The organism is Variovorax paradoxus, from assembly GCF_030815975.1.
GTDB classification, from domain to species: domain Bacteria; phylum Pseudomonadota; class Gammaproteobacteria; order Burkholderiales; family Burkholderiaceae_C; genus Variovorax; species Variovorax paradoxus_N.
The window spans coordinates 1,094,513-1,114,073 of the sequence record NZ_JAUSXL010000002.1 but is presented as its reverse complement, the minus strand read 5'-3'; the positions used below and the strand labels follow the sequence as shown (position 1 = coordinate 1,114,073).

Here is a 19,561-nt window from a genome sequence, read left to right as displayed (position 1 = left end):
GATTCATGTCCGGCCCGTTCATCGGGGTTTTCCTAAACTGCGGCCCCGTTCCCCGCCCTCTCCGAGGCCCGGGCAGCTATTCGAGCTTGGCGCCCGAATCCTTGATCAGCCGCTCCCAGACCGGGCTTTCCTTCTTGTAGACGGCGGCAAAGGCCTCGGGCGAGCTCTCCTTCAGGTCGAAGCCCATCGCCGCCACGCGCGCCTGCACGTCAGGCTGGCGGGTGGCCTTGCCCACTTCCTCGGCAATGCGCTGCACGATTGGCTTGGGCGTGCCGGCCGGCATGGCAATGGCGAGCCAGCCCGTCACGCGGTAGGCCTCGTCGTCCAGGCCCTGCTCGGCCAGCGTGGGCACGTTGGCGAGCGTGGCCATGCGGCGCTCGCCGCTCACGCCGATGGCCCGGAGCTTGCCGGCTTCGATGTGGGGCTTGGCCACCAGCGCGCTCGCAAAGGCCATCTGGATCTGGCCGCCGATCAGGTCCTGCAGCATCGGCGACTCGCCCTTGTAGGCGACGTGGTTCATCTCGGCCTTCTGCGTGAGGCTCATGTGCGCGCCGGCCAGGTGCGGGTAGGCGCCCACGCCGTATGAGCCGTAGGCCACCCTGCCCTTGTTGGCGGCCACGTACTTCAAAAGCTCGGGCCCGCTCTTCACTGGCACGCTGGGGTGCACCACCAGCACCAGCGGCGCAGTGGCGATCTGGTAGACCAGCGTGAGGTCGCGCTGCGTGTCGTAGGGCAGCTTCTGATAGAGGAACTGGTTGGTGAGAAGCGAATTGCTCAGCGCCAGCACCAGGGTGTAGCCGTCGGCCGGCGCCTTGGCCACCGCATCGGTGCCGATGATGCCGGCGGCGCCGGGCTTGTTGTCGATGATCACGGGCTGGCCCAGGCCCGCCGCCATCTTCTCGCCCACCACGCGGGCCAGCACGTCGGTGGCGCCGCCCGCGGCAAAGGGCACCACCATGCGGATCGGCTTGGTCGGGTAGGTTTGCGCCCAGCCGGTCGTGGTGGTCGTGAGCGCGAGCGATGCAATGGCCAGGCCGTGCAAGGCTCGGCGGGTGGTGAATGCGGCGTTGTTCATGTCTCGATGTCTCCGATGGTTGATCTTTTTTTGTGTGCGTGCCGCCAGCCTGATGGTGCCGGACTATTCGGTCAGCACCTGGGTCTTGAATGGCAGTGGCGCCAGCGCCGTTTCGATCTGCTGCCGCAGCGGGGCTGCAAGCGCGCCCACGGCGGCGGCATCGATGCGAACCTGCACCAGGCGCTCTCCCTGATGGGCGACACGCGGCATGGCTCCTGCGTTGACGCCAAGCTCGCCGCAGACCTGCTCGACGGCCGCGGCCACCACACGGCTCGCCGCCATCGCGCGAAGCTCGGGCTTGTAGATCTTGCCGACGTTGGTCATCGGCATGTGCTCGATGACGATCACGGACTTGGGCTTGGCCGGCGCCTCGTCGACGCGCGCGGCGGTGAAGGCCAGCAGTTCGTCTTCGGTGGCCGAGGCGCCCGGCACCAGCGTTGCGAAGACCACCGGCAGCTCGCCCGCATACGCATCGGGCGCGCCCACTGCGGCGCACAGCTGCACCGCGGGATGCGCGCCCAGCGCGTCCTCGATCACCTTCGGGTCGATGTTGTGGCCGCTGCGGATGATCAGGTCCTTCGAGCGGCCGCTGAGGTTGAGCCTGCCGTCGCTGTCGATCCAGCCCAGGTCGCCGGTCGCGAGCCAGCCGTCGGCGGTGAAGGCCTTGGCGTTGTCGGCCGGATCGACGAAGCCCGAGAACAGGTTGGGCGACTTGAACAGCACCATGCCCTGCTCGCCGGGCGGCAGCTCGCGCTCGCTGGCGTTGCCGTTCTCGTCGAGCGCGACGATGCGCATCTGCATGTAGGGCAGCGCAAAGCCGACGCAGCCCGCGGGCCCGTCCACGCCCGGCGGCGTGATGGTCGAGATGCCGGCCATCTCGGTCATGCCCAGGCTCTCGTGCACATGCAGGCCGAACAGGCGCTCGAAGCGCGCGGCCAGCTCGGGCGAGAGCACGGCGGCGCCGGTGCGGCAGTAGCCGATCGACGAGATGTCGGCGCCATTCAGCGGCACGTTCGCCAGTGCGGCAAGCACGGTGGGCACGGCCGAGAGCGAGGTCGGCCGGTACTTTTCGACCAGCTTCCAGTAGTTGGCGAGCACCTCCTTGTTGCGCAGCAGCGAGGTCGTCGGAATGATCACTTCCATGCCCGCCGAGAGCGATGCCAGCGAGGCCGGCAGCACGCCCGCCACGTGAAACAGCGGATAGCCGTTGATCGAGATGCCCTCTTCGTTCATGCCCGCGACCTGCACGCTGGCCCAGGCCGTGAACACCTGCGCGCCGTGGCTGTGGCGCGCGAGCTTTGGCGCGCCGGTGGTGCCGCCGGTGTGGAAGTAGGCGGCGATGTCGGTGGGCGCGATGTCGCGGCCGCTCACGAGCCGGTCGGCCGGCTGGGCGGCGCGCAGCGCGTCGAAGTCGGCCACGCCCGGCAGCGCGCCAGTGCTGCCCGATCCTGCTTCGGGCAGCGTGCCGGCCGCGCCGGGCGCTTCGTCGTGCGGCGCCACGCGCAGCACCGTGGTCAGTGTCGGCACCTGGCCGCGCAGGCGCATCGCCTTCGACCACATGCCCGATTCGCTGTCCGAGCCGTAGGCGATCAGCACCTTGGCGCGGCCGGCGGTCATCAGCGCCACCAGCTTCTCGTCGGTCAAGAGCGGGTTCAGCGGCTGCACGATGCCGGCCGCCTCGCCGCCCCAGAGCGCGAGGTGGTATTCGAGGCAGCCCGGCAGCAGCACCGCCACCGCGTCCTGCGGGCCCACGCCCAGGGTGTGCAGCATGTTCGCGGTCTGGTGGATGCGCGCGAGCAGCTCGGCGTACGACCAGCGGATCGGCGCGTCGGCCGGGTTGCCGGTGCGAAGAAAGGTCAGCGCGGTCTTGCCGCCGAAGGCCGCGCCCGCGTTGCGGAAGATCTCGTAGGTGCTGCGAACCGTCAGCGCTTCGTCGAGCGGCGTCTCTTCGAGCTTGCGGATGTCGGCAAGGCTGCGGACCGGCAACAGCGGGCGGAACGGCGCGCCGCCCGTATTGATCTTCTTGTCGTTGCCTGTCATGTCGTCTCCTGGATATTGTCTTGCCGGCCGCGCGCGAAGCGCTGTTTTACTGGTTCGTGATCTTGTTGTCGCGAATGACCTTGCCCCAACGCTCGAAGTCCTGGCGCATGCGCACGCCGGTCTGCTCGGCCGTGCGGTAGGCCGCGAAGGAGCCGACGCCCTCGAGCTTGTCCTGCACTTCCTTGTCGGCCAGCGCGGTCTTCAGCTCGGCGCTCATGCGATCGACCACGTCCCTGGGTGTGCCCGCCGGCGCCAGCAGGCCGCCCCAGGAAGTGGCATCGAAGCCCGGGAAGCCCTGCTCGGAGACCGTCTTCACATCCGGCAGCAGGCTCACGCGCTTGCCCGAGCCGACCGCGATGGCGCGCAGCGTGCCCGAGCGAATGTGCGGCATCACCGCCACCAGGTCCGAGAACATCGCAGGCACCTGCCCGCCGATCAGGTCGGTCACGGCCGGCGCGCTGCCGCGGTAGGGCACATGCTGCATCTCGAACTTGCCGATGTTCTTGAGCTGCTCGGTCGTCAGGTGGCCGAAGCTGCCGGCGCCGGCGGTCGTGTAGTTGAGCTTGCCGCCCTCGGCCCTGGCCTTGGCGATCAGGTCCTGCAGGCCGTTCACGCCGGGCAGCACCTTCGGGTTCACCACCATCACGATCGGCAGGTCGTACACCGTGCCCACGGGCGTGAAGCTCTTGAAGATGTCGTAGGGCGTCTGGCCGTAGAGGTGCGCGGCCAGCAGCGTGGGCGTGGCCAGCATCACGAAGGTGTAGCCGTCGGGCGCAGCCTTGGCGGCCACCGCCGCGCCGATGGTGCCCGAGGCGCCGCTGCGGTTGTCGACGAGGATGTTCTGCTTCAGGCCCTGCGACATCTTCTGCGCCACGATGCGCGTGGCGACGTCGGTCGGGCCGCCGGGCGGAAAGGGCACGACGAATGTGATCGGCTTGGACGGCCAGGCCTGCGCGAAGGCGGCACCGGCCAGGAGCGGAAGGGCCAGGGCAAGGAGTGCGCGGCGTGCGGGATTGCGAAGGGAGCGGGAAGAAGGAAATGCCATGGACTTGTTCGAGAGATCGGAAGATGGGCGCCTTCAGACGACGCCGTTCGTTTTCAGTTGCGCGAGCCTGTCGTCCGACAGGCCGAGCAGGGACTGCAGCACCTCGTGCGTGCCTTCGCCCAGTTGCGGCGGTGCGCTGCGCACGGGCAGGCGCTCGCCGTCGAAGCGGTAGGGCGGCGCCAGCACGTTGACCTTGCCGGCGACCGGATGCGGCTGCGTCGTGACCAGGCCCGCGTCGGTCGCGCGCTTGGAGTTGAGCGCCTCGAGCAGGCCGAGCACTTCGCCGCAGGGAATGCCCGAGGCGCTGAGCCTGGCCAGCAGGTCGGCGCGCTGGCGCCTGGCGAGTTCCGCGTGCAGCTCGGGCAGCAACACCGCGCGGTTCGCCGAACGCAGGATGTTGGTCTTGAAGCGCTCGTCGGCCGCGAGGTCGGGCCGCTCGATCACCTCGGTGCAGAAGCGCGCGAACTGCGCGTTGTTGCCCACGGTGATCACGAGCGGGCCGTCGGCCGCGTCGAACACGCCATAGGGCACGATCGACGGATGCGAGTTGCCGTAGCGCGGCGGGTCTTCGCTCATCAGGAGCGCTTCGAGGCCGTAGTAGGCCGTGATCATCAGGCCGCAGTCGAAGAGGGCCATTTCCACATGGCGGCCCTTGCCGGTCTTCTCGCGCTGGTAGAGCGCCGCGAGCACGGCCTGCGCCGAATACATGCCGGTGAACAGGTCGACCATGGCCACGCCGAACTTCAGCGGCGGCTGGCTGGCCTCGCCGTTGAGCGCCATCAGGCCGGCCTCGCCCTGCACCACGAGGTCGTAGCCCGGGCGCGCGGCCTCGGGGCCGGTGCGGTCATAGCCCGAGATCGAGCAGTAGATGAGGCCCGGCTGCTCCTTGCTGAGCTGTTCGTAGCCCAGGCCCAGCTTGTCGATGCCGCCGAACTTGAAGTTCTGGATCACCACGTCGCACTGCTTTGCGAGGTCGCGCGCGATCTGCTGGCCTTCGGGCGTCTGCAGGTCGAGCGTGACCGAGCGCTTGTTGCGGTTCACGCTGTTGAAGTAGGCGGTCTCGGTCTTGCCGACGCGCAGGCCCCAGTCGCGCGTGTCGTCGCCGCGGCCCGGGTGCTCGACCTTGATGACCTCGGCGCCCATGTCGGCCAGCACCATGCCGCACCAGGGGCCCGCGAGGATGCGGGACAAATCGAGGACGCGCACGCCGGCGAGCGGCAGCGAGGAATTCAGCATGGGCATGAGAGCAGCTCCCTTGAAACGAGAAAGCCCCGCAGCGTGCGCGAGGCGTGAAGATGGGTGAGTGCGGGCGGCGTCAGGGCGCGTCCTGCTTCTTGCGGTGCAGCGCGGCGAAATCGGCCTTGCGCTTGCCGAGGAAGGCGCCGATGCCTTCGGCCGCTTCGGCGTCGGCCTGCGACTCGACCATGTACACGGCCTCGGCCTCGAGCTGCTGCTCGAGCGTGGCGCGGTGCGCCTGGCGGCACAGCGTTTTGATGCGTGCGCTTGCGCGCTGCGGGCCGTCGGCCACCTTGGCCGCGAGCGCGATGGCCTCGGCCAGTGCGGCGCCCTTGTCGGTCAGCCGGTTGACCGCGCCCAGCGCATGCAGGCGCTCGGCCGGCATGCGGTCGCCGGTCAGGCACATCTCGGTCAGCACCTGGCGCGAGACGAATTCCGCAAGGAAGGCCGTGGCGCCGCCGTCGGGCGTGAGGCCGACCTTGACATAGGCCACCGTGTAGAGCGCATCGCGCGCCGACACCAGCATGTCGCAGGCCAGCGCCATCGAGAGGCCCGCGCCCGCTGCACCGCCTTCGACGGCCGCGATGACCGGCTTGCCGAAATCGCGGATGTCGCGGATCAGGTCGTGCAGGCCTTCGAGCTTTTCGCGCCGCTCCGAGGCGGGCAGTTCGCGGCGCCTGGCCAAAAGGTTGAGGTCGCCGCCGGAGCAGAAGAAATCGCCCGCACCGGTGAACACGACGGCGCCGACTTCGGGGTCGTTCGCCGCATCGGCGAGCGCGGCGCGCAGCTCCGCGTAGAGCGTCGGCGTGATCGCGTTGCGTGCGCCGGGGTTGCTGTTGGTCAGGATGCGCACGGCGCCTTGCTGCGAGATCAGGACGGTCTTGTCGTCGCTCATTGAACAGCCTCCTGGCCCAGCGCGATGTAGCGCTGCAGGTGGTGGTCTTCGTCGCCGAACTGGTGGTCGATCATCACGAGCCGCTTGGCGTAGTGCGGCAGCGGCAGCTCCCACGTCATGCCGATGCCGCCGTGCATCTGGATGCTCTCTTCGGCCACCAGCGCGCCGATGCGCCCGATGCTGAACTTGGCCGCCGACAGCGCGCGCTCGCGCGCCACGCGGTCCGTGCCGTCGATGGCGGCTGCGGCATTGATCACGGCCGAGCGGGCCTGTTCGATCTCGAGCAGCAGGTCGGCCATGCGGTGCTGCAGCGCCTGGAAGCTGCCGATCAGCGTGCCGAACTGCTTGCGCGTGCGCAGGTAGTCGAGCGTGGCGGTCTTGGCGGCTTCCATCGCGCCGAGCGCTTCGGCGCACAGCGCGAGCACGCCGCGGCCGATGGCGCGTTCCAGTGTGGCGTGTCCCTGGCCTTCGGTGCCGAGCAGCGCGTCGGCGCCGAGCTTCACGCCGTCGAGCGTGAGTTCGGCGACGCGGCCGCCGTCGATGGCGGGGCAGCCGCGCACCGTGAGGCCTGCCGTCTTCGCGGGCACGAGGAACAGCGAGATGCCGGCTTCGTCGTCGAAGCTGCCCGAGGTGCGGGCCGAAACCAGGAACAGGTCGGCCTGCTCGCCCTGCGGCACGACAGCCTTGGCGCCGTTCAGCACCCAGCCATCGCCAGTGCGTTCGGCGCGGGTCTGCACACGCGTGCGTTCGTAGTGCGTATCGGCCTCGTCGTGCGCAAAGGCCGCGACGGTCACGCCGTTGATGATGTCGCCGATCTTTTCCTTCTGCGCATCGCTGCCGGCAGCGCTGAGCGCCTCGCCGACCATCACCGCGCCCAGCAGCGGCTCGACCACGAGCCCGCGGCCCAGCGCCTCGAAGACCACGGCGATGTCGAAGCCACCCCCGCCGAAGCCGCCATCGGCTTCGCTGAACAGCGCGCCGATCACGCCCAGTTCGGCGAAATTCTGGAAGATTTCCTTGCTGAAACCGTGCGCGGACTTTGCGATGCGGTCACGCGCATCGAAGGCGTACTGCTCGGCGATGAAACGGTTCAGGCTGTCGGCGAGCATGCGCCGGTCTTCGGTGTGTGCGAAGTTCATTCCGTTCCCCTTACAGACCCAGAATCATTTTTGAAATGATGTTCTTCTGGATTTCATTGGAGCCGCCGAAGATCGACAGCTTGCGGTTGTTGAAGTAGCGCGCGGCGGCAGCCGATGCGTAGGCCGGACCGAAGGTCTCGCCGTCGAAGCCGTCGTGCAGCGCTTCCTCCACGAAAGGCCGTCCATAGACGCCCATCGCGCGGCGTGCCAGCGACGAGATCTCCTGGCGAATCTCGGTGCCGCGGATCTTGAGCATCGAGCTCTCCGCACCCGGCACGCCGCCGCCGGCCACGGCCGCAATCACGCGCAGGTTCGTCGTCTTCATGTTCTCGAGATCGATCTCGACACGCGCCATGCGTGCGGCAAACGCCGGATCTTCGGCCAGCGGCTTGCCATTCTTCGTCTGCGTCGCGGCAATGCCCTTGAGCTGTTCGAGCGCCGCCACCGAGAAGCCCACGCCCGCGATGTTGGTGCGCTCGTAGGTCAAGAGGTACTTGGCACAGGTCCAGCCCTTGTTCTCTTCGCCGACGAGGTTTTCGGCCGGCACGCGCACGTCGGAGAAGAACACTTCGTTCACCTCGTGCTCGCCGTCGAGCGTGATGATCGGCCGCACTTCGACGCCGGGCGACGTCATGTCGATCAGCAAAAAGCTGATGCCTTCCTGCTTCTTCGCCTCGCGGTTGGTGCGCACCAGGCAGAAGATCATGTTGGCGTGCTGGCCCAGCGTGGTCCAGGTCTTCTGGCCGTTCACGATGTAGTGGTCGCCCTCGGCGTCGATGCCGCGCACGGCCGAGGTCTTCACGGCAGCCAGGTCGGAGCCCGCGCCCGGTTCCGAATAGCCCTGGCACCACCAGTCGTCGCCGTTCAGGATGCGCGGCAGCCAGTGCTTCTTCTGCGCCTCGTTGCCGTACTTGATGAGCACCGGTCCGAGCATGTTCACGCCGAAGGGCACGATGCGCGGCGCGAAGGCCAGCGCGCATTCGTGTTCGAAGATGAACTTCTCCACCGCCGTCCAGCCCGGGCCGCCGTACTGCTCGGGCCAGTGATTGGCGAGCCAGCCGCGCTCGTTGAGGATGGCGTGCCATTCCTCCATGTCGGCCTTGGCGAGGATCTTGCCGCTGCTGACTTTTGCCGAGAGCCGCGCGGGCAGCTTGTCGGCGAGGAAGGCGCGCACTTCTGCGCGGAAGGCTTCTTCTTCGGGGGTGAAGTTCAGGTCCATCGCGCGCTCCTCAGTAAATTTCAAACAGGCCGGCCGCGCCCATGCCGCCGGCAATGCACATCGTGACGACCGCGTACTTCGCACCGCGGCGCTTGCCCTCGATCAGCACGTGGCCCGTGAGGCGCGCGCCGGTCATGCCGAAGGGGTGGCCGATGGAGATCGCGCCGCCGTTCACGTTGAGCAGCTCCGACGGGATGCCCAGCTTCTCCTGGCAGTAGATCGACTGCGAGGCGAAGGCTTCGTTGAGTTCCCACAGGCCGATGTCCTCGACCTTGAGGCCGTGGCGCGCGAGCAGCTTGGGCACGGCGAAGACCGGGCCGATGCCCATCTCGTCGGGCTCGCAGCCGGCCACCGCAAGGCCGCGGAATGCGCCCAGCGGCTTGAGGTTGGCGCGTTCGGCATCCTTCGCTTCCATCAGCACGCAGGCCGAGGCGCCATCGGACAGCTGCGAGGCGTTGCCGGCGGTGATGAACTTGTCTTCGCCCATCACCGGCTTCAGCTTGGCGAGCGCCTCGTAGGTGGTGCCGCGGCGGTTGCAGTTGTCTTCGGTGGCGGTGACCTCACGGTAGCTGACTTCCTTGGTGTCCTTGTCGGTCACGGCCATGGTGGTGGTGCAGGCGACGATCTCGTCCCTGTAGCGTCCGGCCAGTTGAGCCTCTTCGGTCTTGCGCTGGCTCTCGGCCGAGAAGCGGTCCTGCGTCTCGCGGCTGATGCCGTAGCGCTGGGCGACGATGTCGGCCGTTTCGATCATGGCCATGTAGAGCGCGGGCTTGTGCTCGACGATCCACGGGTCCATGGTGAGGTCGCCGCCGTCGCCAGGGCTGCGGCCGCGGATCTGGGAGATGCTCTCGACGCCGCCCGCGATCATGGCCGGCGCGCCGTCCACCACGATGCGGCCCGCGGCCATGGCGATCGCCTGCAGGCCCGAGGCGCAGAAGCGGTTGACGGTGGTGCCGGCGATCGAGATCGGCAGGCCTGCGCGGATGATGGCCTGGCGCGCGATGTTGCGCCCGGTCGTGCCTTCGGGGTAGCCACAGCCGAGGATCGCGTCCTCGATCAGCGCGGGGTCCAGGCCCGAGCGCTCGACCGCCGCCTTCACCGCGAAGGCCGCGAGCGTGGGGCCCGGGGTGATGTTGAATTCACCGCGGTGCGCCTTGGTGAGCGGGGTGCGGGCGGTGGAAACGATGACGGCTTCGCGCATGGGATTGGCTCCTGGACGGCTGGCTCTGATTACTCGGATTGATTGAGGCTCGCGAAATCGGCGCCTTGTGCGACCAGTTCGACCAGCAGCGGCGAAGGCTTCCAGAAGATCGGGTCTTCCTTCGCGAACTCGCGGATGTCGGCCAGCACCTTCGGCAGGCCCACGGTGTCGGCGTACTTCATTGGGCCGCCGCGGTGCCGCGGAAAGCCGTAGCCGTAGAGAAAGGTCACGTCCACGTCGAGCGGCCGCAGCGCGATGCGCTGGAGCACCACGTTGGCGCCTTCGTTGATCATCGCGGCCATGTAGCGGCGCATGATTTCTTCTTCGGTGAAGGCCCGCGGCGCGATGCCCGCGCGCTCGCGCTCGGCGTCGATGATGGCCAGCACCTCGGGGTCGGGCTGGCCGGTGCGTGCGCCTTCGGGGTACAGGTAGTAGCCGCGCTGCGTCTTCTGGCCGAACCAGCCGCGCTCGCAGATGCGGTCGGCCACCTGCACGTAGCGCGCCTGCGGGTCGCGCGTGGCGGCCTTGCGCTTGCGCGTGGCCCAGCCGATGTCGCCGCCCGCGAGGTCCGACACCTGGAACGGCCCCATCGGGTAGCCGAAGTTGTGCACCGCTTCATCGATCTGGTAGGGCGACGCGCCGTCTTCCATCATGTGGTCGGCGGCCTGGCGGTACACCGCGAGGATGCGGTTGCCGATGAAGCCGTCGCACACGCCCGCGCGCACCGGCACCTTCTTCAATTTCTTCGCGAGCTCGAAGCCGGTGGCAACCACGTCGGCGCTGACCTTGTCGGGCACCACGATCTCGAGCAGCTTCATGATGTTGGCGGGCGAGAAGAAGTGCAGGCCCACCACGTCCTGCGGACGCGAGATGCTGGCCGCGATCTCGTCGATGTCGAGGTACGAGGTGTTGGTGGCCAGCACCGCACCGCGCTTGCACACGCGGTCGAGTTCGGCGAATACGGCCTTCTTCACGCCCATGTCCTCGAACACGGCTTCGACCACGATGTCGACCCGCGCGAGCGCGTCGTAGCTCGTGGAGCCCGAGAAGCGCGCCATCACTGCGGCCTTGGCCTCGGGCGTCATGCGGCCCTTCTTGATCAGCCCGTCGTACACCTTCTCGACATGCTGGCGGCCGCGCGCGAGGCTGGGCTCGTCGCGCTCGATCATGGTCACAGGCAGGCCCGCGTCGAGCATGGCCACCGCGATGCCCGCGCCCATGGTGCCGCCGCCGACGATGCCGGCCGATTCGAGTGCGCGCGGCGCGGCGGATCGGGTCTCGGGCGCCTTCAGCACTTCGCGCTCGGCGAAGAAGGCGTGGATCAGGCCGGCGCGCTGCGGGCTGTCGATGCATTGCAAAAACAGCTTGCGCTCCAGCGCCATGCCTTCATCGAAAGGCAGCTTGAGCGCGGCCTCGACGGCTTCGATGATCTTCATCGGCGAGAACAGGCCGCGGCTCTTTTTTGCGGTGTCGGCGCGCGCGGCTTCGAGGGCGGCGCGGCTGGCTTCCTTGTCGGCCAGGCCGGCAGCTTCACGCGTGCGGCGCACCGGCGCCTTGGCGGCGACCAGTTCCTGCGTGTAGGCCAGGCCTTCGGCGCGCGCGTCGGCGTCGTGGCCGAGCCGGTCCACCAGGCCGAGCGACAGCGCTTCCTTCGCGCCTGCATGGCGGCCGCTCAGCATCAGTTCGAGCGCGGGCTTCACGCCGATCAGGCGCGGCGCACGCTGCGTGCCGCCCGAGCCGGGCAGGAGGCCGAGCTGCACTTCGGGCAGGCCCAGCTTGGCCGACGGTGCGGCCAGGCGGTAATGCGCCGACAGCGCCACTTCGAGCCCGCCGCCGAGCGCGGCGCCATGAATTGCGGCGACCACCGGCTTCGTGCAGTTCTCGATCTTCAGGCACACCTCGGGCAGCGAGGGCGGCTGCGGCGTCTTGCCGAATTCGCGGATGTCGGCTCCGGCGATGAAGTTGCGGCCCGCGCCGACGATCAGCACCGCGGCAGCGGCGCTGTCGGCCTCGGCCGCCTCGATGGCGGCCACGAGGCCGCGGCGCACATCCACGCCCAGGGCGTTGACGGGCGGGTTGTCGATGGTCACCACGAACACGTCGCCAAGACGCTCGAAGGTGACGGGACCGGAAGGCGTGGAAGGGCTGGAGGTTGTGGTGGCCATGTGCTTGTCTTGTCTCTTGCGTGGCGGGCCCTGCAAACGCGAGGGGCCCGAGGCTCTGGGGTGAACCCCGCATTCTTGGCCCGCGCCGGTGCTTTGACAATTGCATAGACCGTTGACAGACTGTCAAAGATTTTTTGACACAATCCCCTGCATGGACCTCCAATCGCTCACCCTGCTGGTGGAAATCCTCGACGCCGGCAACCTGAGCGCGGCGGCGCGCCGGCTCAAGATGAGCCGCGCCAACGTCAGCTACCACCTGAACCAGCTGGAGCGCTCGGTCGGCGTGCAACTGGTGCGCCGCACCACCCGCCGCGCCGAACCGACCGAGATCGGCCTGCGCCTGTACCAGCACGGCGTGGCGATCCAGACCGAGCTGCTGGCCGCGAAGGAATCGGTCACCACGCTGGGCCAGGGCCTGCAGGGCCGCGTGCGCCTGAGCGTGCCCAGCGGCTACGGCCAGCTGGTGATGGCCGGCTGGCTGATCGACTTCAAGCGGCAGTACCCCGGCATCGTGCTCGACGTGGTGTTCGAGAACCGCATCGAGGATTTGCTGCGCGACGAGGTCGACATTGCGATCCGCGTGATCCCCGAGCCGCCGCAGAACCTGGTGGCGCGCGAGATGGGACCGGTGCGCTACGTGGCCTGCGCATCAAGCGACTACGCCAGGAAGCACCCGCTGCCGGTGCAGCTCGACGAACTGCAGGGCGCACCGGTGGTCACGGCCGCCGTCATCGGCCGGCAGCTGCGCGTGTCGGCCTATCAGGGCCAGAATCTGGGAGAGGTGCGGCGCGAGGTGATCCTGGAGCCCACGCTGATCTCGGAGAACTTCCTGTTCCTGCGCCAGGCCATCCTCGCGGGCCTGGGCATCGGCCTCGTGCCCGACTATGTGGTGCAGGAGGATGTGCGCAAGGGCGACGTGGTGACCACGCTCGACGACTGGCGACTTTCCATCTTCGGCACGCAGATGTTCATGCTCTACATGCCGAACCGGCAGCACACGCGCGCGATCCGCACCTTCATCGATTTCATCCTGGAGCGGGTGCGGGTGCCCGAAGCGAAGCTGGACGATCAATCGCAGCGGTAGATGACTTCGCCTGCCGGGACTTGCGCGGCCGGAACCTCCGACCCTTCGGCGCTCAGGAAGCGCATGGGTGCACCGAAGTTGCGGCAGTAGTTTTCCGCGTCCTGCGCGGTGGGCGACTTGAGCACGCCGTCGTTCAGAAATGTGATGCGGGGCGCGGGCCGCGACGCGCAGCCTGCGGCCAGCGCGGTGGCAATGAGAAGGAGAAGGGCGGCGGAGCGGCGCATCGCAGAGGCGCATCGCTGCGCACGAGGTGAAGGGAGAACCCGCAACTTCAGCGGCCGTAGAGCCCGACCACGCTCTGCCCGCCCAGCGCATGGCCCTTGAGTGCGGCGAGTAGGGCGTCGCGCGCCAGGCCGGCCGGCAGCGCGTCCGGCGCCAGATCGGACGCGACCACGGTCAGCGTGTAGTGGTGCGGCCAGTCGCCGACCGGCGGGCACATGCCGCGGTAGGCCGCGGCGCCTGCCACGTTCGGCCCCATGGTGAAGCCGGCCGTCTCGCCCGCCTTGAGCTGGCCGCGCTCGGCAGGGATGTTGTAGGCCACCCAGTGCGAAACGCCGAGGCCCAGGGCGCCGTCCGGGTCCGACAGCAGCACGGCGACCGACTTTGCCCTGGCGGGCAACTGGGTCCACGCCACCGGCACGGACACGTTCTTGCCGCCGCAGTCGCCGACGCCGCCGTGCTCGGCCGGAATGGTGGTGTTGTCGGCAAAGGCGCTGGACGTGACTTTCATCCCCGTCGCGGCCTTGCCGCCGGTGGCGGGCTGCATGGCGGTGCAGCCCGACATGAGGGCCGCGAAGGCGACGGCCGGGATCGAGAGGGGGCCGAGGCGAAGGGTGCGCATGTGTTCTCCAGGGGTGGTTGTCGTCGCGGCAGAGCGTAGCCAAGGTTCAGGCGCTCCGCAATGCAGCATTGCATGGCCACCGGCATGTTTTCTGCTGTACTCGCCGCATGACCGATGCCGCTCCCCACGTCCTTGTGCCCCAGCCGCTGACACCGCAAGCCTTCGCGCCCTACGGCACGGTGCTGGCCTTTCCCGGGGCCGCAGGGCGGTCGATCAATGGCGGCAATGCCGAGCGCTTCGACCTCGTCGGCGACCTGCAGCTCGGCGCGGAAGGCGGCTGGCCGATGCTCGCGCTGTTCCGCGCGCAGGCCAGGCGCTTCCCGCACGAGGTCACGGAGATGGAGCGCCACGCGCTCGGCAGCCAGAGCTTCGTGCCGCTGGGAGCGCGGCGCTTCGTCATCGTCGTGGCGCCGGCCGGCAATGCGCCCGAGGCCGAGGCGCTCGCTGCGTTCGCCACCGACGGGCTGCAGGGCGTGACGCTCGCGCCCGGCACCTGGCACCACGCGCTGCTCGCGGTGGATGCGGGCGACTTCGTGGTGGTGGAGCGGGCGGCGGCGAATGTCGATTGCGATACCTGCGCGCTGGCGGCGCCGGTGGTCGTCGACTGGCAAGGCTAGGCGCGCTTGCCGGCCGGCTTCCTCTTCAGGTTTTGCGCGACCAGAACGGATTCCCTTGCCAAGGCCGCCAGCGCCTCGTGGTCTTCGATGATCTCGATGGGGACCTCGAAGTACTTCCTGACCTGGACGCGCCGGGCCTTCGTGTCGTAGGCAAAGCATTTGCTGCCCAGCTTCTCGTATTTCGGCCGCGTGTCCTTGTCCACGACGAAGTACACCGTGCTGCCCATGATCATCGCGAACTGCGTGGCGTCGGCCGAGAGGCCCGTGCCGCCAAAGAAACGGGTCCTCGCGATGCGCGGGATTCCGGAGAGCCGGTCAATGATGAAATCGACGAACTGCGACGATGCTTCCGACATGATGCTGCTGGCGCCGGGCGCTGGATGGAAAGCGTGCAGTGTCGCCGAGTCCAGCCATGCCGCGTCAGCTCCCGGCCATGCGCTGCGCCAGCGCAATCAGCGACCGGTCCGACCCCGCCGGCCCGAGCAGCGACATGCCGAGCGGCGCACCGTGGCGCTGCGCGAGCGGTATCGACAGCTGCGGAAAGCCTGCAAGGCCCGCGATGCACAGCATCTGGATCGCGCGGTTGCGGTAGTCCTCGAGGCCAGCCTCGCCCTCGCTGCGCAGCGGCGCGATGTCGGGCATGGTCGGCATCAGCAGCACGCCGTCGCTGCCGAGCAGCTTGGCAAGGTGGCTGCGGAAGGCGGTGCGGAAGGCGCGGCCCGCGACGATCTGCGCATCGGTCACGCCGCGCGACCAGGCAAAGCGCTCGGCCACGCCCGGGCCCAGCGGCGGTGCGTAGCGCTCGATCAGCGGACCGTCCGTGAGCCAGGCCTCGTGCGCCTGCACGTAGCGGAAGTTCCAGTACATCGCATCGAAGGAGTCGAGCGCGACGGTGATGCCTTTCGCTTCGCCGAGCACATCCTGCACGCGCGCGGCGGCATCCGCGAGCGCGTCCGCCGCGGCCGGCACTGCGAGCGACCACACATCCTCGGCGCGCAGCAGCCGCACGCGCGCGGGCAGCGCGGCCGTGTCGGCGCCCAGCAGCACGTCGGCGACGCGCGCGAAGGTGCCGATGTCGCGTGCGAACCAGCCGCAGGTGTCGAGGCTGGGCGCGAGGTCCAGTGCGCCTTCGAGGCTCACACGGCCATGCGTGGGGCGCAGGCCGTACAGCCCGCAGTGGTTGGCCGGTGCGCGCACCGAGCCGCCGGTGTCGGTGCCGAGCGCGAAGTCGCACAGGCCCGACGACACGGCCGAGGCCGAGCCGGAGGACGATCCCCCGGTGATGCGGTCCTTCGCGGCACCGTTGATCGGTGCGCCGAAGTGCGCGTTGTTGCCGTTCATCGAGAACGCGAGTTCGTCGGTCACGGTCTTGCCCACGAAGCGCGCGCCCGCATCGAGCAGCTTCTGCACGGTGGGCGCGGTGCGGGTCTTGATGCCCGACATCGCCAGCACGATCGGGCTGCCGCCGCCGGTGGGATAGCCGGCCACGTCGAACAGGTCCTTGGCTGCAAAGCTCAGGTCGGCCAGCGGACCGGTGGGCGCATGCGGCACCGGCGCGTCGGGGTACGGAACGAAGGCATGGGCGGGGTCGTGCAGGGGCATGGCGTGCTGTCGTTGTGTGTGCTGCAGGTGCGGATCAGGCGACCAGCGTGGGTGCGATGGCGGCGGCGGCTTCGGTATGGATGCAGCGCGCGCGATGGTTCGGCGCGAGCTCCACCACCGGCGGCTGCGCGGCGCGGCAGGCATCGCTCGCGAGCGCGCAGCGTTCGGCAAAGGCGCAGCCGGGCGGCATCGCCGAGAGATCGGGCGGCGCGCCGCCGATGGTCTCCAGCCGTGCGCCGCGCGCCAGTGCGCCATGCGCGCGGCTCTTGAGCAGCGCGATGGTGTAGGGGTGGCGCGGCGAGCGGATCAGCTCGCGCGCGGTGCCTTCCTCGACGATGCGGCCGGCATACATCACGGCGATGCGGTCGGCCACCTCCACGGCCGCGCCGATGTCGTGCGTGACGAAGATCACCGACAGCCCGAGGTCGCGCTGCAGTTCGCGCAGCAGCAGCAGGATCTGGATCTGCACCGTGGCGTCGAGCGCGGTGGTCGGCTCGTCGGCCAGCAGCAGCTGCGGCTTGCAGGCGAGTGCGAGCGCGATCATCGCGCGCTGGCGCATGCCGCCCGACATCTCGTGAGGGTAGGCCGAAAGGCGCCGCTCGGGGCTCGGGATGCGCACGCGCTCGAACAGCGCGAGCGCACGCTGCTGCGCCTCGGCCTTGCTCATCGACTCGTGGCGGCGGATCGACTCGACGATCTGCGCGCCCACCGAATACACCGGATCGAGCGCGAGCAGCGGCTCCTGGAAAATCATCGAGGCGACCTTGCCGCGGAAGTCGTCGAGTTCGCGCGCGGGCATCGCGAGCACGTCGCGCCCCGCCACCTGCACCTGCCCGCCGATGCGCGTTCGGCGTTCGGGATGCAGGCGCAGCAGCGTGCGCATGGTCACGCTCTTGCCGGAGCCCGATTCGCCGATCAGCGCCACCACCTCGCCGCGCTGCACCTCCAGGCTCACGCCGCTGACCGCATGCACGGGCTTGCGGCCGCCGCTGAAGCTGACGCTGAGGTCGCGCAGGCGGACCATCGGCTCGGAAGAAGGGGGTGGGTTGTTCATCGTCGTCGTGGTCATCATGCGTTCATGCCGCCCTGGCCAGCGGCACGGCCATCGGATGTCCGCTGCCGGGCTCGTGGACCAGGCAGCTTGCCGCATGCCGCTCGCCGGTGGCGATGGGCTCGGGCGCGACCTGGCTGCAGACCGGCGCGGCCAGCGCGCAGCGCGGATGGAAGCGGCAGCCCGTGGGCGGGTTGATCGGGTTCGGCGGGTCGCCCGCGAGCGGCGCTTCCTCGGTGCGGTGGTCGGGGTCCATCGAGGGCATCGACGAGAGCAGCGCGCGCGTGTAGGGATGCGCGGGCGCATCGTAGAGCGCGTCGGCCGGCCCGATCTCGGCCACCTGGCCCAGGTACATGACCATCACGCGGTCGCTCATGTAGCGCACCACGTTGAGGTCGTGGCTGATGAAGAGATAGGTCAGGCCGAACTCGGCCTTGAGATCGAGCAGCAGGTTGATGACCTGCGCCTCCACCGACTTGTCGAGCGCCGACACGGCCTCGTCGAGGATCACCATGCGTGGCTGCAATGCGAGCGCGCGCGCGATGTTGACGCGCTGGCGCTGTCCGCCCGACAGTTCGTGCGGATAGCGTTCGGCAAAGCGCTGCGGTTCGAGCCCGACGCGCGCGAGCAGGTCGCGCGCACGCGCCACGGCCTCGCGCCGGCCGACGCCGTGCACCTGCGGGCCGAAGGCGACGGAGTCCTCGATGGTCAGGCGCGGATTCAGCGAGGCGTAGCTGTCCTGGAACACCATCTGCACCTGGCGCCGAAATTCTTTGAGCGGCAGCTCGCGCCCGCCGACCTCGCGGCCGTCGAAAATCACTTCGCCCCGGGTTGGTGCGATCAGCTGCATCAGCAGCCGCGCGGTGGTCGACTTGCCGCAGCCCGATTCGCCGACCACGCCGAGCGTCTCGCCCTTGAGCACTTCGAAATCGACCCCGTCGACCGCGCGCACCACGCCGCCGCCGCGGCCCAGAGGGTCCTTCTTGAGCGGGAAGTGCTTGACGAGTCCTGTGATGGTGAGAAGCGGTTGTGCGGGGCCGCCGATGTCTTTCATTGCGTCCATGGGGTCATGCTCCTTTGTTGCTTTTGTTCTTGGCGCTGATGTTCTTGGCGCTTTTGTTCGGGGCGCTTTTTTTTCAGGGCGCGTGCACAGGCCACCGGGTACTCCCCTCCGCGAATGTCCCCCGGCCTGCGGCCTCCTCCTTGATTTCGCTGCGGGGAGCACCCGATGCCCTGTGCACCTGGGCACGCTGCTGGTAAACGGCTGATCAACGACCGCTGCGCATAACGCTCCCGTCGATGGGGTGCCTTGCGCAGCGAAATCAAGGGGGAGGCCGGAGGCCGGAGGACATTCGCGGAGCAAGGTACCCCGTCGGCGGGAGCGCGCCCCGAACGAAAAGCCTCAAACACAACGCGGCGAACAAAAAGAGACGCCATCCCTATCCCTTGTTGTCCATCGCCGACCGCAACCCATCGGACAGAAGATTGAAAGAGATCGACGTAATGAAGATCATCGCCCCCGGCAACGCAGCCACCCACGGCTGCACATAGATCGCTGTGCGCAGCGTGTTGAGCATCAGGCCCCACTCCGGCTCCGGTGGCTTCACGCCCAGGCCCAGGAACGAGAGGCCCGAGGCCAGGATCATCGACACCGCGATCAGGCTCGTGGCGTAGACGAAGATCGGACCGAGCACATTGCCCAGCACATGCACCCGCACGATCGTGAACGGGTTCGCGCCCGAGGCGCGCGCCGCCTCCACGTAGTCGCGCGTGCGCACCTGCGTGGTCACGCTCTCGGCCACGCGCGCGATCTGCGGAATGAACACGATGGTCAGCGAGATCAGCGAATTGACCACGCCCGCGCCGAGCGTGCCCGACAGCGCGATCGCCAACAGCACCGACGGAAACGCGTAGAACACGTCGATGGTGCGCATGATCAGCGTGTTGGTGAAGCCGCCCGCGTAGCCCGCGACGATGCCGATCACCGTGCCGAGCACGAAGGCGCAGACCACCGGCGTGATGCCGATGAACAGCGACAGCCGCGCGCCGACGATCAGGCGCGACAGCATGTCGCGGCCCAGCTCGTCGCTGCCCAGCGGCAGGCCTGCGGTGCCGATCGGCTTGAGCCGCTTGAGCATCGAGGAGGCATAAGGATCGGCCGGCGCGAGCCAGGGGCCGAACACGGCGAGGCCGATCAGCAGCAGCACCACGAATGCGGCACCCATCGCGACCGGATCGCGCGTGAAGCGCAGCAGCGCCGAGGTCCAGTAGCCGCGCGAGCGCTGCATCGGCAGCAGCGGCTTCAGGTCGGCAGCGCCGGCAGCAGAGGAGATGGGCAGTGCGCTCATGGT

At 68.7% G+C, this 19,561-nt stretch carries 18 protein-coding genes; 2 read left to right on the top strand and 16 right to left on the bottom strand.

Annotated elements, in window-relative coordinates:
• Positions 1–76: 76 nt before the first annotated feature.
• From QFZ47_RS09005 to QFZ47_RS08965, 9 genes are all read right to left on the bottom strand, one after another.
• Complete coding sequence (locus QFZ47_RS09005) at positions 77–1,075, bottom strand: Bug family tripartite tricarboxylate transporter substrate binding protein (protein WP_307655316.1); 999 nt, start codon at positions 1,073–1,075, stop codon at positions 77–79.
• Between the two features lie 63 nt (positions 1,076–1,138).
• Positions 1,139–3,115 (bottom strand): acyl-CoA synthetase, encoded by a 1,977-nt coding sequence (locus tag QFZ47_RS09000; RefSeq protein ID WP_307655315.1) that lies wholly within the window; start codon positions 3,113–3,115, stop codon positions 1,139–1,141.
• A gap of 46 nt (positions 3,116–3,161) precedes the next feature.
• A complete protein-coding gene (locus QFZ47_RS08995) occupies positions 3,162–4,160 on the bottom strand; it encodes a Bug family tripartite tricarboxylate transporter substrate binding protein (RefSeq protein WP_307655314.1) in 999 nt (332 codons plus the stop codon).
• A 33-nt stretch (positions 4,161–4,193) separates the two neighbouring features.
• On the bottom strand, positions 4,194–5,402 hold the full coding sequence (locus QFZ47_RS08990; RefSeq protein ID WP_307655313.1) for a CaiB/BaiF CoA transferase family protein: 1,209 nt from the start codon (positions 5,400–5,402) through the stop codon (positions 4,194–4,196).
• 73 nt (positions 5,403–5,475) lie between these two features.
• Complete coding sequence (locus QFZ47_RS08985) at positions 5,476–6,291, bottom strand: oxepin-CoA hydrolase, alternative type (protein ID WP_307655312.1); 816 nt, start codon at positions 6,289–6,291, stop codon at positions 5,476–5,478.
• Positions 6,288–7,430 carry an acyl-CoA dehydrogenase family protein gene (locus tag QFZ47_RS08980; RefSeq protein ID WP_307655311.1) on the bottom strand — a complete coding sequence of 381 codons (1,143 nt, stop codon included), beginning with the start codon at positions 7,428–7,430 and terminating at the stop codon, positions 6,288–6,290. The genes QFZ47_RS08985 and QFZ47_RS08980 overlap by 4 nt, the downstream gene beginning before the upstream one ends.
• Positions 7,431–7,440: 10 nt before the next feature.
• Positions 7,441–8,649, bottom strand: coding sequence for an acyl-CoA dehydrogenase family protein (locus QFZ47_RS08975; RefSeq protein WP_307655310.1), 1,209 nt, complete (start codon positions 8,647–8,649; stop codon positions 7,441–7,443).
• A gap of 10 nt (positions 8,650–8,659) precedes the next feature.
• Positions 8,660–9,850, bottom strand: a complete 1,191-nt coding sequence (locus tag QFZ47_RS08970; RefSeq protein ID WP_307655309.1) for an acetyl-CoA C-acyltransferase — start codon at positions 9,848–9,850, stop codon at positions 8,660–8,662.
• Positions 9,851–9,879: 29 nt separating this feature from the next.
• Positions 9,880–12,015, bottom strand: coding sequence for a 3-hydroxyacyl-CoA dehydrogenase NAD-binding domain-containing protein (locus QFZ47_RS08965; protein WP_307655308.1), 2,136 nt, complete (start codon positions 12,013–12,015; stop codon positions 9,880–9,882).
• Positions 12,016–12,166: 151 nt separating this feature from the next.
• On the opposite strand from QFZ47_RS08965, the gene QFZ47_RS08960 reads away from it, so the two are divergent.
• A complete protein-coding gene (locus QFZ47_RS08960; RefSeq protein ID WP_307655307.1) occupies positions 12,167–13,099 on the top strand; it encodes a LysR family transcriptional regulator in 933 nt (310 codons plus the stop codon).
• Here the strand turns inward: QFZ47_RS08960 and QFZ47_RS08955 are convergent.
• Together QFZ47_RS08955 and QFZ47_RS08950 are read right to left on the bottom strand one after the other, a co-directional pair.
• Complete coding sequence (locus tag QFZ47_RS08955; protein ID WP_307655306.1) at positions 13,084–13,323, bottom strand: hypothetical protein; 240 nt, start codon at positions 13,321–13,323, stop codon at positions 13,084–13,086. The two genes, QFZ47_RS08960 and QFZ47_RS08955, sit on opposite strands and share 16 nt — an antisense overlap.
• 47 nt (positions 13,324–13,370) lie before the next feature.
• Complete coding sequence (locus tag QFZ47_RS08950; RefSeq protein WP_307655305.1) at positions 13,371–13,940, bottom strand: YbhB/YbcL family Raf kinase inhibitor-like protein; 570 nt, start codon at positions 13,938–13,940, stop codon at positions 13,371–13,373.
• Positions 13,941–14,047: 107 nt separating this feature from the next.
• Here QFZ47_RS08950 and QFZ47_RS08945 point away from each other — a divergent pair, with 107 nt between their 5' ends.
• The gene (locus QFZ47_RS08945) at positions 14,048–14,557 is read left to right on the top strand and encodes an ureidoglycolate lyase (protein WP_307655304.1); all 510 of its coding nucleotides are present in this window, start codon (positions 14,048–14,050) and stop codon (positions 14,555–14,557) included.
• Here the strand turns inward: QFZ47_RS08945 and QFZ47_RS08940 are convergent.
• The 5 genes from QFZ47_RS08940 to QFZ47_RS08920 all read right to left on the bottom strand — a co-directional run bounded on the left by QFZ47_RS08940 (position 14,554) and on the right by QFZ47_RS08920 (position 19,558).
• Positions 14,554–15,009: a TfoX/Sxy family protein gene (locus QFZ47_RS08940; protein WP_307655303.1), complete on the bottom strand. Its 456-nt coding sequence runs from the start codon at positions 15,007–15,009 to the stop codon at positions 14,554–14,556. The two genes, QFZ47_RS08945 and QFZ47_RS08940, sit on opposite strands and share 4 nt — an antisense overlap.
• Positions 14,978–16,159 carry an amidase gene (locus tag QFZ47_RS08935; protein ID WP_307655302.1) on the bottom strand — a complete coding sequence of 394 codons (1,182 nt, stop codon included), beginning with the start codon at positions 16,157–16,159 and terminating at the stop codon, positions 14,978–14,980. Before QFZ47_RS08935 ends, QFZ47_RS08940 begins: the two co-directional genes overlap by 32 nt.
• A 34-nt stretch (positions 16,160–16,193) precedes the next feature.
• Positions 16,194–17,183 (bottom strand): ABC transporter ATP-binding protein, encoded by a 990-nt coding sequence (locus tag QFZ47_RS08930; RefSeq protein WP_307658909.1) that lies wholly within the window; start codon positions 17,181–17,183, stop codon positions 16,194–16,196.
• 52 nt (positions 17,184–17,235) lie between these two features.
• Positions 17,236–18,273, bottom strand: coding sequence for an ABC transporter ATP-binding protein (locus tag QFZ47_RS08925; RefSeq protein WP_307655301.1), 1,038 nt, complete (start codon positions 18,271–18,273; stop codon positions 17,236–17,238).
• A 376-nt stretch (positions 18,274–18,649) separates the two neighbouring features.
• A complete protein-coding gene (locus QFZ47_RS08920; protein WP_307655300.1) occupies positions 18,650–19,558 on the bottom strand; it encodes an ABC transporter permease in 909 nt (302 codons plus the stop codon).
• Positions 19,559–19,561 lie beyond the last annotated feature (3 nt).

Excerpts from the sequence above, each read along its gene's own strand:
- QFZ47_RS09005 (WP_307655316.1), bottom strand. The coding sequence starts at position 1,075 with ATGAACAACGCCGCATTCACCACCCGCCGAGCCTTGCACGGCCTGGCC.
- QFZ47_RS09000 (WP_307655315.1), bottom strand. The coding sequence starts at position 3,115 with ATGACAGGCAACGACAAGAAGATCAATACGGGCGGCGCGCCGTTCCGC.
- QFZ47_RS08995 (WP_307655314.1), bottom strand. The coding sequence starts at position 4,160 with ATGGCATTTCCTTCTTCCCGCTCCCTTCGCAATCCCGCACGCCGCGCA.
- QFZ47_RS08990 (WP_307655313.1), bottom strand. The coding sequence starts at position 5,402 with ATGCCCATGCTGAATTCCTCGCTGCCGCTCGCCGGCGTGCGCGTCCTC.
- QFZ47_RS08985 (WP_307655312.1), bottom strand. The coding sequence starts at position 6,291 with ATGAGCGACGACAAGACCGTCCTGATCTCGCAGCAAGGCGCCGTGCGC.
- QFZ47_RS08980 (WP_307655311.1), bottom strand. The coding sequence starts at position 7,430 with ATGAACTTCGCACACACCGAAGACCGGCGCATGCTCGCCGACAGCCTG.
- QFZ47_RS08975 (WP_307655310.1), bottom strand. The coding sequence starts at position 8,649 with ATGGACCTGAACTTCACCCCCGAAGAAGAAGCCTTCCGCGCAGAAGTG.
- QFZ47_RS08970 (WP_307655309.1), bottom strand. The coding sequence starts at position 9,850 with ATGCGCGAAGCCGTCATCGTTTCCACCGCCCGCACCCCGCTCACCAAG.
- QFZ47_RS08965 (WP_307655308.1), bottom strand. The coding sequence starts at position 12,015 with ATGGCCACCACAACCTCCAGCCCTTCCACGCCTTCCGGTCCCGTCACC.
- QFZ47_RS08960 (WP_307655307.1), top strand. The coding sequence starts at position 12,167 with ATGGACCTCCAATCGCTCACCCTGCTGGTGGAAATCCTCGACGCCGGC.
- QFZ47_RS08955 (WP_307655306.1), bottom strand. The coding sequence starts at position 13,323 with ATGCGCCGCTCCGCCGCCCTTCTCCTTCTCATTGCCACCGCGCTGGCC.
- QFZ47_RS08950 (WP_307655305.1), bottom strand. The coding sequence starts at position 13,940 with ATGCGCACCCTTCGCCTCGGCCCCCTCTCGATCCCGGCCGTCGCCTTC.
- QFZ47_RS08945 (WP_307655304.1), top strand. The coding sequence starts at position 14,048 with ATGACCGATGCCGCTCCCCACGTCCTTGTGCCCCAGCCGCTGACACCG.
- QFZ47_RS08935 (WP_307655302.1), bottom strand. The coding sequence starts at position 16,159 with ATGCCCCTGCACGACCCCGCCCATGCCTTCGTTCCGTACCCCGACGCG.
- QFZ47_RS08930 (WP_307658909.1), bottom strand. The coding sequence starts at position 17,183 with ATGGTCCGCCTGCGCGACCTCAGCGTCAGCTTCAGCGGCGGCCGCAAG.
- QFZ47_RS08925 (WP_307655301.1), bottom strand. The coding sequence starts at position 18,273 with ATGGACGCAATGAAAGACATCGGCGGCCCCGCACAACCGCTTCTCACC.
- QFZ47_RS08920 (WP_307655300.1), bottom strand. The coding sequence starts at position 19,558 with ATGAGCGCACTGCCCATCTCCTCTGCTGCCGGCGCTGCCGACCTGAAG.